The organism is Nocardioides sp. CCNWLW239 (assembly GCF_037137035.1).
Taxonomy (GTDB): Bacteria; Actinomycetota; Actinomycetes; order Propionibacteriales; family Nocardioidaceae; genus Nocardioides.
Genome location: NZ_JBBBNW010000006.1, coordinates 232,269 through 247,017, shown reverse-complemented (window position 1 = coordinate 247,017; position 14,749 = coordinate 232,269). Strand labels below are relative to the sequence as shown.

Genomic DNA, 14,749 nt, shown 5'->3' with positions numbered 1-14,749 from the left:
CGGTAGCAGCGCGTGATGTGATGCCCGGATATGGTCACGGCATGTCTGACGCGCTCCGGGTCGCGGCCGAGATCCTCGGGGTGGACCGGGTCGAGCCCGTGGCGGATCTCGGCGGGAGCCGTCGAAGCGTCGTACGCCGCGTCCGGGCCGGCACGGAGACGGTCATCGTCAAGGAGTATCTCGAGCCGGAGGAGATGACCTGGTCACGGGAGGCCGCGGGGCTGAAGGCGGCGGATGGTGTCCGTGCGCCTCGGCTGATCGGGGTCCGCGAGGACCCAGCGGTGGTCGTGATGTCCGATCTCGGGCCGGGGCCCAATGTCGCTGATGCGCTGCTCGGCGCCGACGCCGTCCTCGGCCGTGACCGGATCCTGGCGTGGGCGCAGGCCGTCGGAGAGCTGCAGGCGCACACGGCCGACCGCTTGGACGTCTTCCGAGAGGGGCTCGCGAGCGGCGTACCAACCGACCTCACCGTCAGCCAGATCGAGGACCTCGGATCCGCTCTGGCGGCGCTCTGCGCGACGCACGGGCTGCCGTGGGAGGAGTCCGTCGGCGAGGCGATCCAGCACCTGCTCGGGCCGCTGCGTACCGGGCCTGATCTTGCGCTGACGCCCAGCGACACCTGCCCCGACAACAACCTGCTCGGCCCGGACGGACTGATGCTGCTCGACTTCGAGCATGCCGAGATCCGGCACCGCGCCTGGGAGGCCGCCTATCTCCGGGTGCCGTGGCCGTCGTGCTGGTGTGCGTGGCGGGTCCCGGACGGCATCTCCGGCCTGGCGCTCGCGGCGTATCTCGACGCCTCGTACGGCACCGACGGGCCACCGTCGACCTTCGAGGCCGACCTGGAGGCGGCCACCTTGCTGTGGTGCCTTCTCTCGGTGAGCTGGTTCCTCCCGGCCTCTCTCGACCCGGGCGCCGCTCACCATGCCGACGATGATCGGATGCCCGGACGGCGGACACTGACTCTCGCCCGTCTGGGGCTCGCTGCTGGGCTGCCCGGACCACAGCCGCTGGTGAGCTGGGCGGAATCGCTGCGTACGGAGCTCCTCGGCCGGTGGGGTGATCACCGGCTCCGCCTGGCGCCGGCGTTCCGTTGACGAACGATCCGTCCATCGCGTGGCGCTGTGTTCGAGGACATCCGCTGACGGGTCTAGCCTTCTGCCATGCCCACTCTTCGCTCCGCAACCTCGACCTCGGGCCGCAACATGGCGGGTGCCCGCGCGCTGTGGCGCGCGACCGGCATGACTGATGACGACTTCGGCAAGCCGATCATCGCGATCGCCAACTCGTTCACCGAGTTCGTGCCCGGCCATGTCCACCTCCGTGACCTCGGCAAGATCGTCGCCGAGAAGATCCAGGAGGCCGGGGGAGTAGCCAAGGAGTTCAACACGATCGCCGTCGACGACGGCATCGCGATGGGCCACGCCGGAATGCTCTACTCGCTGCCGAGCCGCGAGCTGATCGCGGACGCGGTGGAATACATGGTGGAGGCGCACCGTGCCGACGCGATCGTGTGCATCTCCAACTGCGACAAGATCACCCCGGGCATGCTGCTGGCCAGCCTGCGGCTGAACATCCCGGTCGTCTTCGTCTCCGGTGGTCCCATGGAGGCCGGCAAGACGGTCGCCGTCGAGGGCCTGGTCCACGACAAGCTCGACCTGGTCGACGCGATGGTGCTCTCGTCCAACGAGGCCGTCAGCGACGAGCTGCTCGACACGGTCGAGCGCTCCGCCTGCCCGACCTGCGGCTCGTGCTCCGGCATGTTCACCGCCAACTCGATGAACTGCCTCACCGAGGCCATCGGGCTCTCCCTGCCGGGGAACGGATCGACCTTGGCCACCCACGCCAAGCGCCGCGCGCTGTTCGAGGAGGCGGGACGCACCATCGTCGAGCTGTGCCGCCGCTACTACGAGGAGGGCGACGAGTCCGTCCTGCCGCGGAACATCGCCAACCGCAGCGCCTTCGAGAACGCGGTCGCGCTCGACGTCGCGATGGGCGGCTCGACCAACACCGTGCTGCACCTGCTCGCCGCCGCGCGTGAGGCCGAGCTCGACTTCAACGTGCACGACATCGACGCGATCTCGCGCCGGGTGCCGTGCCTGAGCAAGGTCGCGCCCAACAGCCCGAAATACCACATGGAGGACGTCCACCGCGCCGGCGGCATCCCCGCCCTGCTGGGCGAGCTGCGCCGCGGTGGAGCGCTCAACGAGGACGTCCACACCATCCACTCCGACTCCATCGACGAGTGGCTGGGTGCCTGGGACATCCGCGCCGAGAACCCCAGCCAGGAGGCGCTCGACCTCTTCCTCGCGGCGCCCGGCGGGGTGCGTACGACCGAGGCGTTCTCCACCGAGAACCTCTGGGCCAGCCTCGACACCGACGCCGCCGAGGGCTGCATCCGCGACTTCGAGCACGCCTACTCCGAAGACGGCGGCCTGGCGATCCTGTCGGGCAACATCGCTCCGGACGGCTGCGTCGTGAAGACCGCCGGTGTTCCCGAGGAGGTCTGGACGTTCACTGGCACCGCGATCGTCTTTGAGTCCCAGGATGCCGCGGTCGAGGGGATCCTGTCCAAGAAGGTCGAGCCCGGCCACGTCGTGGTGATCCGCTACGAGGGGCCGAAGGGCGGGCCGGGCATGCAGGAGATGCTCTACCCGACCTCGTTCCTCAAGGGCCGCGGCCTGGGTCAGAAGTGTGCGCTGATCACCGACGGTCGCTTCTCCGGCGGCACCTCGGGGCTCTCCATCGGTCACGTCTCCCCGGAGGCGGCCGGCGGCGGCCTGATCGCGCTCGTCGAGGACGGCGACCAGATCTCCATCGACATCCCGAACCGCTCGATCTCCCTCGAGGTCGATGAGCTGGTCCTCGACCAGCGCCGTGCGGCGCAGGAGAAGCGCGAGAAGCCCTACACCCCGGCCAACCGCGACCGCAAGGTCTCCGCGGCCCTGCGGGCCTACGCCTCGATGGCCACCTCGGCCTCCGACGGCGCCTACCGCAACGTGCCCGAGTAGCTGGTGCGCTGAGGTGGCGGACTGTTGACCGAGTTACCTCGGTCAACAGTCGCGACCGCGGCGGTGGTGGGTGGAATGCTCACCGAGTTACCTCGGTCAACAGTCACGTCCCTCGTGGAGTTCCGCGAGGGGGGTGGGCGTTGACCGAGTTACCTCGGTGGGCATTCACGACCGTGGCGGTCCGCCCGCTGGATATTGCGGGCGGACGTGGCGTACCTGCTGGGAGCATCTGCCGCATGGGAAAGGTTCATGCGCGCGTCGAAGGACGCCTGCGGGAGTTCGTCGACCGTCAGGTCGTCTTCTTCGTGGCCACCGCGCCGCTCGCCGAGGACGGTCACGTCAACCTGTCGCCCCGAGGCATGCCGGGCACCTTCGGGATGATCGACGAGCTCACCTTCGCGTGGGTCGACGGCACCGGGAGCGGCAGCGAGACGATCGCGCACCTGCGGGAGAACGGCCGGATCACGGTGATGTTCTGCGCCTTCGACGGGGCGCCGAACATCGTCCGCTTCCATGGCCGCGGCCGGGTCGTGACCCGCTACGACGAGGAGTACGCCGATCTGGCCGGCCGCTTCACCGACCTTCCCGGCGCTCGCGCGGTCGTCGTCGTGGACATCGAACGGGTCTCCGACTCGTGCGGCTTCGCGGTCCCGCTGATGTCGTACGTCGGCGAGCGCGACCTGCTCGGGCCGTACTTCGAGCGCAAGGGGGTCGAGGGTTCCGCCGACTACCGGCGCACCAAGAACCTGACCAGCCTCGACGGCCTGCCGGCCTTCGACTTCGACCCGGCACCCGAGTAGCCGAAGCGAGTTGTGAAGCCGAGAGTGACCTATAGACCACTCTCGGCTTCACAACCTGTCGGATTCGGTCGCCCCCGTTCGTGGTGTGGGTGAGGGGCCCGAACGAGCGGCCCACCAGGTGTGGGAGTGATGGCGATGTCGGATCGAGTGTCGGATCGTTGGAAGCGCAATCTGCTGGTGTTCCTCGGCGGCCAGACGGTGTCGTCGTTGGGCTCGATGATCGTCGGGTACGCGGTGATGTGGCATCTCACCGTCGAGACCGGCTCGGCGGTCGTGCTCACCCTGAGCGTCGCGGTCGGGATGCTGCCGCAGGCGGTGGTGTCGGTCTTCGGCGGTGTCTGGGCCGACCGGCACTCGCGCAAGCTGCTGATCATCGGGGCCGACTCGACGATCGCGGTGGCCACCCTGGTCCTCGCGCTGCTGATGCTGAGCGGGGTCGGCGACCTGTGGATGATCTTCCTCGCGATGGCGGTCCGTTCAGCGCTGGCCGGGATCCAGGGACCGGCGGTCAACGCCATGCTCCCGCAGATCGTCCCGGCCGAGCATCTGATGCGGGTCAACGGCGTCCAGCAGACGATCCAGTCGGGGATGATGCTGTTCGCCCCCGCGGTGGCGGCCGCTGTCTACGCGAGCACCGGCATCGTCGCGGTGTTCTTCATCGACGTGGTGACGGCCGTGGCCGGCGTACTCCTGCTGCTTCTGGTGCCGGTGGCGCGGATGGTTCGCACGACGGAGCCGATCAGCTACTTCGGTGACCTCGTCGCCGGCGTCCGGTACGTCAAGGGCAACGCCTCGGTGCGGTGGGTGATGGGCCTCGTGGCCGTCGTCATGTTCATGGCGGGTGCCCCGGCGCACCTCACGCCGCTGATGATCACACGCAGCTTCGGCGACGAGGTCTGGATGCTGAGCGTCAACGAGCTGTTCTGGAGCGTCGGGATGGTCCTCGGCGGTGCGATGATGGCCGTCTTCGGGCCCAGGGTGAAGCGCCGCGTACGACTCATGGTCACTGCCTCGGTCGGTGTCGGCGTGCTCGTTGTCGGGCTGGGCGTCTCGGCAGACTTCTGGGTGTTCTCGGTCGCCGGCCTGGTCATCTGCATCCTCTTCCAGACGCTTCTGGTGCCGGCCGCGACGGTTCTGCAGGAGCAGGTCGAGGACGCGATGCGCGGCCGGGTGTTCGGGTTCTACGGGATCGTGATGTCGGTGGCGATGCCGCTCTCGATGATCGTCTTCGGGCCGCTCGCGGACCGGTTCGCGGTGGAGTCGGTGATGGTCCTCGCCGGGGTGCTGCTGCTGGCCTGCTTGGCCGGGATGCTCGCCCTCGGCGGTGCCCGGCGTTCGCTGGCCACGGTCGATGCGACGGCCTCCTGACCACCGGTCATGGCGGTCGGCGACAATGACCGCCGTGACGAACTTCAGCTATCCCGTGGGTGCTCTCGTCGAAGGCTGGGAGACGCGGCCGTGGCCCGAACCGGTGAGCCTCGAGGGGAGCTACGTTCGGGTCGCGCCGTTGTCGTCGGCACAGTATGCGGACCTGTACGCCGCGGTCTGCGGCTCCGGCAACGAGGACCTGTGGACCTACCGGCCGATCGCGATGCCCACCTCGCTGCAGGACCTGTGGATGCACCTGGCGGCTCTCGTCGATGCGGCCGACGTCGTACCGTTCGCGTTCGTCCCGTTGGAGGGCGAACGGGCGGGCAGGGCGAGCGGGGTCGCGGGCTTCCACGCGATCAACCCCGCGAACGGAACCATCGAGGTCGGTGGGGTGCTCTTCGGTCCGGCGCTGGCCCGGACCAGGGCGGCGACCGAGGCGATCCATCTGCTCATGCGGCACGCCTTCGACACCCTGGGCTACCGCCGCTTCGAGTGGAAGCTCGACGCGCTCAACGAGCCCTCGCGTCGTGCCGCCGAGCGCCTGGGGTTCAGCTACGAGGGCCGCTTCCGCAACCACATGGTCGTCAAGGGCCGCAACCGCGACACCGACTGGTTCTCGGTCACCGACGAGGAGTGGCCCGGTGTGCGAGAGGCGCACGAGCGCTGGCTCGACCCCGCGAACTTCGACGAGCACGGACTCCAGCTCAGCCGCCTCCGGATCGGGTAGGGGCGGCGTACGCACGATTGCGTACGCAGCCCCCGCTCCTGAGCCGATGTGTCGGCCGCTCGTGCACAGCACTTTGGAGGGCATAGGCACGCCCGACAGATAGGACACGAGCAATGAGCATCAACGAGACGATCGCCACCGTGGTGGCGGACGACCACTGGGGCCCGTGGCGCGAGAGCGGCCCGTGGCACGACGGCGGAGGGCCGCCGGCGTTCTGGCCGATCTTCCCGATCCTGTGGTTCCTGGTGATCGCGGCGATCATCACCGCGGTCGTCCTCTACAACCGCCGGCGGGTCGCCGAGGGGCCGCGGCGCGCGGGGGAGGCGCGGCTGGCCGAGCGCTATGCGGCCGGCGAGATCGACGAGAACGAGTACCGCCTCCGTCGCGACGTCCTGCGCGAGAAGCCGGCCAAGCCGGGCGGGACGACGAAGGACTGAAACCCGCGCTGGTCCGTGGCAGGGTGGCTGCCATGGACCAGCGCATCAGCTTCATCACCCTCGCCGTCGCTGACGTGGCGGCGAGCCGGTCGTTCTACGTCGACGGGCTCGGCTGGACGCCCGAGCTGGAGGCCGACGGGGTGCTCATGATCCGGGTCGGCGAGCACGTCATCCTCTCGCTGTGGGACCGCGAGGAGTTCGAGGAGGAGGTCGGCCCGATCGCCGTCGCCGACGGCGTCGCGCCGTTCACCCTCGCCCACAACGTCGCCACCCGCGAGGAGGTCGACGACATCCTGGACCTCGCACGATCGCTGGGGCGGGAGGTCTCGGCCGGCCAGGAACGGGTCTGGGGCGGCTACACGGGCTACTTCGCCGACCCGGACGGTGTGCGCTGGGAGATCGCCTACAACCCTGGCCCGGTGGGGCTGAGCGTGCTGCCCGGCTGAACGTTCAGCCGGCGAACCCGGGCAGGTGCTCCTCGAGGATCTCCCGGAACGGCGCCTCCGCGTTGAGCTGAGCGAGCACCCCGAGACCACCGAGCCAGACCCGGTGGATGAGCAGGTAGGACGGCGGCAGGTTGAGCTTCAGCCCGACCGTGTAGGCGGGGTCCTTGGGGTCGTTGATCCGCTTGAACTCCTCCCGCATCCACTCCCGGGTGAACCGGAAGCGTTCCTCCAGTGCGGGAGTCACGAACGGCGCCAGATAGTCGAGCACGTGCTGCGGCTCGACCTTGATGCCCTCCCGGATGAAGCCCTCGTGGCGAAGACCTGCGACCAGGGCGTCGGCGTCGCCGGTCGCGGCGATCCGGATCAGCCGGCCCATCGGCTCCGGGAAGCCGCGCTCGGGGAGCCGTGCGGCGAGCCCGAAGTCGAGGACGGCCAGCCGGCCGCCGGGAAGGACCCGGAAGTTGCCGGGGTGCGGGTCGGCGTGGAGCATCCCGGTCAGCTCCGGCGCGGAGAACCAGAACCGCGCCAGCAGCTCGCCGTAGTGGTCCCGCTCCGCCGGCGTCCCGGAGGCGATCACCTTCGCGATCGAGCCTTCCGACTCCACCCACTCGGTGACGAGCACCGACGGTCCGACCGCGACGACGTCGGGGACGTCGATCAGAGGATGGTCCGCGTACGCCTCGGAGAAGACGTGCTGGGCCTCGGCCTCCTTCGGGTAGTCGAGCTCTTCGACGACCCGCTCCTGCAGCTCGGCGACGAGCGCCTTGACGTCCATCCCGGGTACGACCGCGTTGCCGATCGCTCCGAGGCGTCCGATCTGACGCAGGTCGGCACGCAGCGCCTCGTCCGCGCCGGGGTACTGCACCTTCACCGCAACCTCGCGACCGTCGGCCCACCGGCCCCGGTGGACCTGTCCGATCGAGGCCGAGGCGGCCGGTTCCTCGGACAGCTCCACCAGCTGCGATGCCCAGTCGGTGCCGAGATCCCGGGCCAGCAGGCCACGTACGATCCCGGTCGGCATCGGGGGAGCGGAGTCCTGGAGCCGGGTGAGCTGGTCGCGGTAGTGGGCCGCCTGCGACTCGGGCAGCGCCGCCTCCATCACCGAGAGCATCTGCCCGAACTTCATCGCGCCACCCTTGAGCTCGCCCAGGGTGCGGAACAGCTGGTCGGCCGTACGCTGGTGCACATCGGCCAGCACGGCCTCGGCGGGCTTGCCCCCGACCCGCTTCCCGAGCCCCAGGGCCTTGCGCCCGGCGTAACCCATCGGCAACGCGGCCAGCTTGGCCGTCCGTGTCGCCGCTCGCCGCGGCAGACCCTTCGACGACTCCTCCGCGGCACTCATGCCGCAATTGTGCCTGTCGGTCACAACTTGCACACCGCGAAGTAGCCTTCCCGCATGAGTGAGCGCCAGCGAACGACGACAAGCGTCAGGCCACCGCATCCGTACTCTTTGCCCTGCCCTACGGAGGCGGTGGCATGACCTCCGAGCCGAGCATCACGACCCCGCTGGACCCGAGTGCGCCCGACCCGTTCGGGTGGCTGGAGGAGGTCGAGGGCGTCGAGGCGCTGGCCTGGGTCCGGGCGCGCAACGACGAGGCCCACGCGAGCGTCGGCGCCGACCCGGTGTTCGCCAAGATCGAGGCGCAGATCCTCGAGGTGCTCGACTCCGACGACCGGGTGCCCGAGGTCTCCCGCCTCGGCGAGCACCTCTACAACTTCTGGCGCGACGCCGACCACGAGCGGGGCATCTGGCGGCGCACCACGCCCGAGTCCTACCGCACCGACGACCCCGAGTGGGAGCTTCTGCTCGACCTCGACGCGCTCGCCGCCGAGGAGAGCGAGAGCTGGGTCTGGCACGGGGCCTCGGTGCTCCGGCCCGAGCCCGGCGAGCCGTGGCGCAAGGTGCTCGTCGACCTCTCGCCGGGCGGCTCGGACGCCGATGTGACCCGGGAGTTCGACCTGGTGGAGAAGGCGTTCGTGGCCCCCGAGGACGGTGGCTTCACCCGTGCGGTCGAGCAGGGCGGTGCCAAGGGCGCGCTGTCATGGTGCGGCCCCGACGCGGTCTACGTCTTCACCGACTTCGGTCCGGGGTCGCTGACCCCGAGCGGCTACCCGCGGATCGTGAAACTGTGGCGCCGCGGCACCCCGTTCGAGGATGCGGCGGTGGTCTACGAGGGCACCGACGAGGACATGTACATCTCCGCCCGACGCATCCACACCCCCGGCTTCGAGCGTGACCTGGTCAGCCGCTCGATCGCGTTCTACAAGTCCGAGACGTACGTCGCCATCGACCCCGGCACACCGGAGCAGACCCTCACCAAGCTCGACATCCCCGACTCGGCCGAGGCCGGATTCCACCGCGAATGGCTGCTCGTCGAGCTCCGCGACGCGTGGGAGCTCGACGACAGGACGTACGCCGCCGGCTCACTCCTCGCGATCGAGGCGGACCGGTTCCTGGCCGGCGAGCGTGACCTCACCGTGCTCTTCGAGCCCACCCCGAGCACGTCGCTCGCGGGGGCGACCTGGACCCGCAACCACCTCGTCCTGAACGTGTTCGAGGACGTCAAGAACCGGTTGCACGTCATGACCCCGTCGGCCTCGGGGGAGTGGGTGCGCTCGGAGTTCCCGGCGACCGACCCGGTGGCAGCGGTCGGCGTCCGGGCCGTCGACGCGGTCGAGTCGGACGAGGTCTGGGTCGTCACGAGCGGCTATCTGACCCCCGCGACGTACGGGCTCACGCAGATCGGCGAGGAGACGATCGAGCCGCTGAAGTCGGCGCCGGCCTGGTTCGACACCGACGGACTCCGCGCCGAGCAGCGCTTCGCCACCTCGGCGGACGGCACCCGGATCCCCTACTTCATCGTCGGCTCCGAGGCTGCGCTCGACGGCGGCAGTGGTCCGGCGCCGACCCTGCTCTACGGCTACGGCGGCTTCGAGATCCCGATGACCCCGGGCTACTCCGCCGGCGTGGGCCGCAGCTGGCTCAGCGAGGGCGGCGTCTACGTGGTGGCCAACATCCGCGGAGGCGGGGAGTACGGTCCGGCCTGGCACCAGGCGGCGCTGAAGGAGAACCGGCACAAGGCCTACGAGGACTTCGCAGCCGTCGCCCGCCACCTCGTCGAGACCGGCGTGACCGACGCGAACCACCTCGGGATCCAGGGCGGCTCCAACGGCGGCCTGCTGACCGGCAACATGCTGACCCTCTACCCCGAGCTGTTCGGTGCGGTCGTGATCCAGGTGCCGCTGCTGGACATGAAGCGCTACTCGCATCTCCTCGCCGGAGCGAGCTGGATGGCCGAATACGGCGACCCGGACGTGCCGGAGCAGTGGGCGTTCATCAAGACGTTCTCGCCCTACCACCTGCTCGACGGGTCGAAGGACTATCCGCCGGTCCTGCTCACCACCTCCACCAAGGACGACCGGGTCCACCCCGGCCATGCTCGCAAGATGGCTGCGCTGCTGGCCGCGACCGGCAAGGACGTCACCTACTACGAGAACATCGAGGGTGGCCACGGCGGAGCGGCCAACAACGCGCAGTCGGCCCACCTCTCCGCCTTCGCCTGGACCTTCCTGCGGGAGAGGCTGGGCCTGGGCTGAGTCGTCACGAGGCGGGCTCTATGACCTCCAGGACCACCACCGGAGTCTGGTGCGAGCGGCGGGCGGCGAAGTCGTCGAGCTCGCCCCACCCGTCGTCGGCGGCCGCGAGCATCGCCCACAGCCGTTCGCGCTCGGCCCCGGTGGCCTCGCGGGCGCGCACCTGCCGAGGTCCGTCGACGGTCTCGGCGAGGGCCTCGGGCCGAGCCTTCAGGTTGAGCCACCAGGCGGGCGGCGGGTCGGCCCAGCCGTTCATCGCCAGGGTCACGTACGTCGACCCGTCGGGGACATAGGACAGGATCACCGAGCGCTCCTGGCCGGTGCGGCGCCCGACCGTGGTCAGCCGGAGCATCCCGGCCCGGTCGGCGCGGGGTCGGCGCAGGAAGCGGGCTCCGCCCGCGGCGTACAGCCGGCGGTGGACCCACCACGCGGTGCGGATGAACCAGCGTGGCGGCAGCCACCCGGATCTGGGCTTCTCGTCGGTCGACATCGGTGCCTCCACAGGGCAGACAGACCCGAGATCCACGTTGTCCGTCCAGGCTAGCGACGCGCGTGGTCCGGCCGCCTCGGTGAGAACCCTGAGATGTGCACCCCTGCCGAACGACTGACAGATACTGGGACGGTGATCTCAGATCATGGGACGCGCGGTAGGGTGTGGTGACACGGCGCGACACATGGGGTTAACGTGTGGGCATGCTGAACAGCATTCTCGTACTTATCAGGCGCGTCGCCTAGGAGCCACTGGCCCCAGACGACGCGTCTCCCTCCGTTGCCCGCCGGGCCGGAGGGTTTTTTGTTGCACGAGCAACGTGCGAGATCCCAAAAACAGTTGAGTAGGACGGCGGACATGAGCGAGCAGATGACAGGCGCCCAGAGCCTGATCAAGTCGCTGGAAGCAGCGGGAGCCGAGAACATCTTCGGCATTCCGGGAGGAGCGATCCTTCCGGCCTACGACCCGCTGATGGACTCGAAGATCCGCCACATCCTCGTACGCCACGAGCAGGGCGCCGGCCACGCAGCCCAGGGCTACGCGGCCGCGACCGGCAAGGTCGGGGTGTGCATGGCCACCTCCGGCCCGGGCGCGACCAACCTGGTCACGCCGCTCGCCGACGCCAACATGGACTCCGTGCCGATGGTGGCCATCACCGGCCAGGTCGGGGCGGCGATGATCGGCACCGACGCCTTCCAGGAGGCGGACATCCGCGGCATCACGATGCCGGTCACCAAGCACAGCTTCCTCATCACCGACCCGGCGGAGATCCCGCTGCGGGTCGCTGAGGCCTTCCACCTGGCGTCCTCGGGGCGTCCGGGTCCGGTCCTCGTCGACGTCACCAAGTCGGCGTTGCAGGCCACCACCACCTACCGGTGGCCGACCGAGCTCCACCTGCCGGGCTACCGCCCGGTGACCAAGCCGCACGCCAAGCAGATCCGCGAGGCGGCGCGCCTGATGCTGGAGGCCAAGAAGCCTGTCCTGTACGTCGGCGGCGGCACGATCCGCTCCGGTGCCCACCGAGAGCTGCTGCAGCTGGCCACGCTCACCGGGATCCCGGTCGTGACCACGCTGATGGCGCGCGGCGCCTTCCCCGACTCGCACCCGCAGCACCTCGGTATGCCGGGCATGCACGGCACCGTCTCCGCGGTCGCCGGCCTGCAGAAGTCCGACCTGATCATCAGCCTCGGTGCCCGCTTCGACGACCGGGTCACCGGCAACCTGGACTCCTTCGCCCCCAACGCCAAGGTGATCCACGCCGACATCGACCCCGCCGAGATCGGCAAGAACCGCTACGCCGACGTCCCGATCGTGGGCGACGTGCGCGAGGTCCTCACCGACCTGATCGCGGTGCTCACCGCCGAGAAGGAGGCCGGCAAGGAGGGCGACTACGAGGGCTGGATCGCCTTCGTGGCCGGGATCAAGAAGGCCTACCCGCTCGGTTACGACCTCCCCGCCGACGGTCTCTCCCCGCAGTACGTCATCGAGCGGCTCGGCAAGATCTCCGGCGAGGAGACGATCTTCACCGCCGGTGTCGGCCAGCACCAGATGTGGGCTGCGCAGTTCATCGGCTACGAGCACCCCAACACCTGGATCAATTCCGGTGGTCTGGGCACGATGGGTTACTCCGTCCCCGCCGCGATGGGCGCGAAGGTCGGCCGTCCGGACGCCACGGTGTGGTCGATCGACGGCGACGGCTGCTTCCAGATGACCAACCAGGAGCTCGCCACCTGCGCGATCGAGGGCATCCCGATCAAGGTCGCGATCATCAACAACGACAACCTCGGCATGGTGCGCCAGTGGCAGACGCTCTTCTACGGCGAGCGCTACTCCAACACCAACCTGCAGTCCCACGGTCAGCCGAAGCGGATCCCCGACTTCCCCAAGCTGGCCGAGTCCATGGGCTGCGTCGGGCTCGCCTGCGACTCCGCCGACGACGTCGACGCCACCATCGAGAAGGCCATGGAGATCAACGACATGCCCGTCGTCGTCGACTTCCGGGTCAACAAGGACGCCATGGTGTGGCCGATGGTCGCCGCCGGCTCCTCCAACGACGAGATCCAGTACGCGCGCGACCTCGCGCCCGAGTTCGACGAGGACGACCTGTGATGAGCATCCAGCCCGTGAAGACCGGTGGCAAGCACACGCTGAGCGTCCTGGTCGAGAACAAGCCCGGTGTCCTGGCCCGCGTGGCTGCGCTCTTCTCGCGCCGCGGCTTCAACATCGAATCCCTCGCGGTGGGACCGACCGAGCACGACGAGGTCTCCCGCATGACGGTCGTGGTCAATCTCGAGAACACCCCGCTCGAGCAGGTCACCAAGCAGCTCAACAAGCTGGTCGAAGTGATCAAGATCGTCGAGCTCGAGCCCGAGTCGCGCGTCCAGCGCGCCCTCATGCTGGTCAAGATCTCCGCCACCACGGAGACCCGCAGCCAGGTGCTCGACACCATCCAGCTCTTCCGGGCCAAGGTCGTCGACGTGTCCACCGACACCGTCGTCGTCCAGCTGGCCGGCAACACCGGCAAGCTCAACGACTTCCTCCGGGTGATCGAGCCCTTCGGCATCCGTGAGCTCTCCCAGTCCGGCATGGTCGGCATGGGTCGCGGCTCCCGGTCGATCTCCGAGCGTAGCCTCCGGTCCGTGGCCGTGCCTGCTCCGCCTTCCGCGGTCTGAATCCCTATCAACAACCAAACTAAGGAGAAGCCCTCGTGGCTGAGATTTTCTACGACGACGACGCCGACCTGGCACTGATCCAGGCGAAGAAGGTTGCCGTCATCGGTTACGGCAGCCAGGGCCACGCCCACGCGCTCAACCTGCGTGACTCCGGTGTGGATGTGCGCATCGGCCTGCAGCCCGGCTCGAAGTCGACCCCCAAGGCCGAGGAGGAGGGCTTCAAGGTCCTCAGCCCCGCCGACGCCGCCGCCGAGGCCGACGTGATCGTCATCCTCGCGCCGGACCAGCACCAGCGCGGTCTCTACAACGACCAGCTCGCGCCCCACGTGACCGCCGGCAAGACCCTCGTCTTCGGCCACGGCTTCAACGTGCGCTTCGGCTACATCAAGGCGCCCGAGGGCGTCGACGTGATCCTGGTGGCCCCGAAGGCGCCCGGCCACACGGTCCGTCGTGAGTACGTCGCGGGCCGCGGCATCCCGGACATCATCGCCGTCGAGCAGGACGCCTCCGGCTCCGCCTGGGACCTGGCGAAGTCCTACGCCAAGGGCATCGGCGGCACCCGCGCCGGCGTCATCAAGACGACCTTCACCGAGGAGACCGAGACCGACCTCTTCGGCGAGCAGGCCGTGCTCTGCGGCGGCGTGTCCCACCTGGTCCAGGCCGGGTTCGAGACGCTGACCGAGGCCGGCTACCAGCCCGAGATCGCCTACTTCGAGGTGCTCCACGAGCTCAAGCTCATCGTCGACCTGATGTGGGAGGGCGGCATCGCCAAGCAGCGCTGGTCGATCTCCGACACCGCCGAGTACGGCGACTACGTCTCCGGCCCGCGCGTCATCGGCCCGCAGGTCAAGGAGACCATGCAGCAGGTGCTCGCCGAGATCCAGGACGGTTCCTTCGCCGCCCGGTTCATCGCCGACCAGGACAACGGTGCGACCGAGTTCCAGAAGCTGCGCGAGGAGGAGGCCGGTCACCCGATCGAGGCCACCGGCAAGGCCCTCCGCGCCCACTTCTCGTGGAGCCAGTCCGACGACGACTACACCGAGGGTTCGGCCGCCCGCTGACCTGAAGTTGCCGAGTCGGCGCGAATGTCCCGGTAAACCGACCCGAGTCGGGGGGGGTTGGGCGGGGCGGGGGGGCAAAACCGCGCCCGCCGCGGGGTTGGGGGGGGGGGGGGGGCCCGCACGGGGGGGGGGCTGGGCAG

13 protein-coding genes are annotated in these 14,749 nt (G+C 69.3%); 11 read left to right on the top strand and 2 right to left on the bottom strand.

Annotated elements, in window-relative coordinates; translation table 11 throughout:
* Nucleotides 1–41 precede the first annotated feature (41 nt).
* The 7 genes from WBG06_RS21835 (at nucleotide 42) to WBG06_RS21805 (ending at nucleotide 6,792) form a co-directional block, all read left to right on the top strand.
* The gene (locus WBG06_RS21835; protein ID WP_336739202.1) at nucleotides 42–1,097 is read left to right on the top strand and encodes a hypothetical protein; all 1,056 of its coding nucleotides are present in this window, start codon (nucleotides 42–44) and stop codon (nucleotides 1,095–1,097) included.
* A gap of 66 nt (nucleotides 1,098–1,163) precedes the next feature.
* A complete protein-coding gene (gene ilvD / locus WBG06_RS21830; RefSeq protein WP_336739200.1) occupies nucleotides 1,164–3,011 on the top strand; it encodes a dihydroxy-acid dehydratase in 1,848 nt (615 codons plus the stop codon).
* Between the two features lie 236 nt (nucleotides 3,012–3,247).
* Nucleotides 3,248–3,811, top strand: coding sequence for a pyridoxamine 5'-phosphate oxidase family protein (locus WBG06_RS21825; RefSeq protein WP_336739198.1), 564 nt, complete (start codon nucleotides 3,248–3,250; stop codon nucleotides 3,809–3,811).
* A gap of 135 nt (nucleotides 3,812–3,946) precedes the next feature.
* A complete protein-coding gene (locus WBG06_RS21820) occupies nucleotides 3,947–5,179 on the top strand; it encodes an MFS transporter (RefSeq protein ID WP_336739196.1) in 1,233 nt (410 codons plus the stop codon).
* 34 nt (nucleotides 5,180–5,213) lie between these two features.
* Complete coding sequence (locus WBG06_RS21815) at nucleotides 5,214–5,909, top strand: GNAT family N-acetyltransferase (protein WP_442945493.1); 696 nt, start codon at nucleotides 5,214–5,216, stop codon at nucleotides 5,907–5,909.
* A gap of 113 nt (nucleotides 5,910–6,022) precedes the next feature.
* A complete protein-coding gene (locus WBG06_RS21810; protein WP_336739193.1) occupies nucleotides 6,023–6,346 on the top strand; it encodes an SHOCT domain-containing protein in 324 nt (107 codons plus the stop codon).
* 32 nt (nucleotides 6,347–6,378) lie between these two features.
* Nucleotides 6,379–6,792, top strand: coding sequence for a VOC family protein (locus WBG06_RS21805; RefSeq protein WP_336739191.1), 414 nt, complete (start codon nucleotides 6,379–6,381; stop codon nucleotides 6,790–6,792).
* A gap of 4 nt (nucleotides 6,793–6,796) precedes the next feature.
* Here the strand turns inward: WBG06_RS21805 and WBG06_RS21800 are convergent, their stop codons facing one another.
* Entirely contained in the window at nucleotides 6,797–8,134 is a 1,338-nt protein-coding gene (locus tag WBG06_RS21800; RefSeq protein ID WP_336739189.1) for an ABC1 kinase family protein, read from the bottom strand.
* Between the two features lie 134 nt (nucleotides 8,135–8,268).
* Here WBG06_RS21800 and WBG06_RS21795 point away from each other — a divergent pair, with 134 nt between their 5' ends.
* Entirely contained in the window at nucleotides 8,269–10,389 is a 2,121-nt protein-coding gene (locus tag WBG06_RS21795) for a prolyl oligopeptidase family serine peptidase (protein ID WP_336739187.1), read from the top strand.
* Nucleotides 10,390–10,393: 4 nt separating this feature from the next.
* Here the strand turns inward: WBG06_RS21795 and WBG06_RS21790 are convergent, their stop codons facing one another.
* The gene (locus WBG06_RS21790; RefSeq protein ID WP_336739185.1) at nucleotides 10,394–10,876 is read right to left on the bottom strand and encodes a nitroreductase/quinone reductase family protein; all 483 of its coding nucleotides are present in this window, start codon (nucleotides 10,874–10,876) and stop codon (nucleotides 10,394–10,396) included.
* Nucleotides 10,877–11,233: 357 nt separating this feature from the next.
* On the opposite strand from WBG06_RS21790, the gene WBG06_RS21785 reads away from it, so the two are divergent.
* Genes WBG06_RS21785 through ilvC form a run of 3 tightly spaced genes read left to right on the top strand, consistent with a single transcriptional unit; the run spans nucleotide 11,234 to nucleotide 14,609 of the window.
* Complete coding sequence (locus tag WBG06_RS21785) at nucleotides 11,234–12,985, top strand: acetolactate synthase large subunit (protein ID WP_442945492.1); 1,752 nt, start codon at nucleotides 11,234–11,236, stop codon at nucleotides 12,983–12,985.
* On the top strand, nucleotides 12,985–13,548 hold the full coding sequence (ilvN, locus tag WBG06_RS21780; RefSeq protein ID WP_336739181.1) for an acetolactate synthase small subunit: 564 nt from the start codon (nucleotides 12,985–12,987) through the stop codon (nucleotides 13,546–13,548). The genes WBG06_RS21785 and ilvN overlap by 1 nt, the downstream gene beginning before the upstream one ends.
* A gap of 35 nt (nucleotides 13,549–13,583) precedes the next feature.
* Nucleotides 13,584–14,609, top strand: coding sequence for a ketol-acid reductoisomerase (gene ilvC, locus WBG06_RS21775; RefSeq protein ID WP_336739180.1), 1,026 nt, complete (start codon nucleotides 13,584–13,586; stop codon nucleotides 14,607–14,609).
* Nucleotides 14,610–14,749 lie beyond the last annotated feature (140 nt).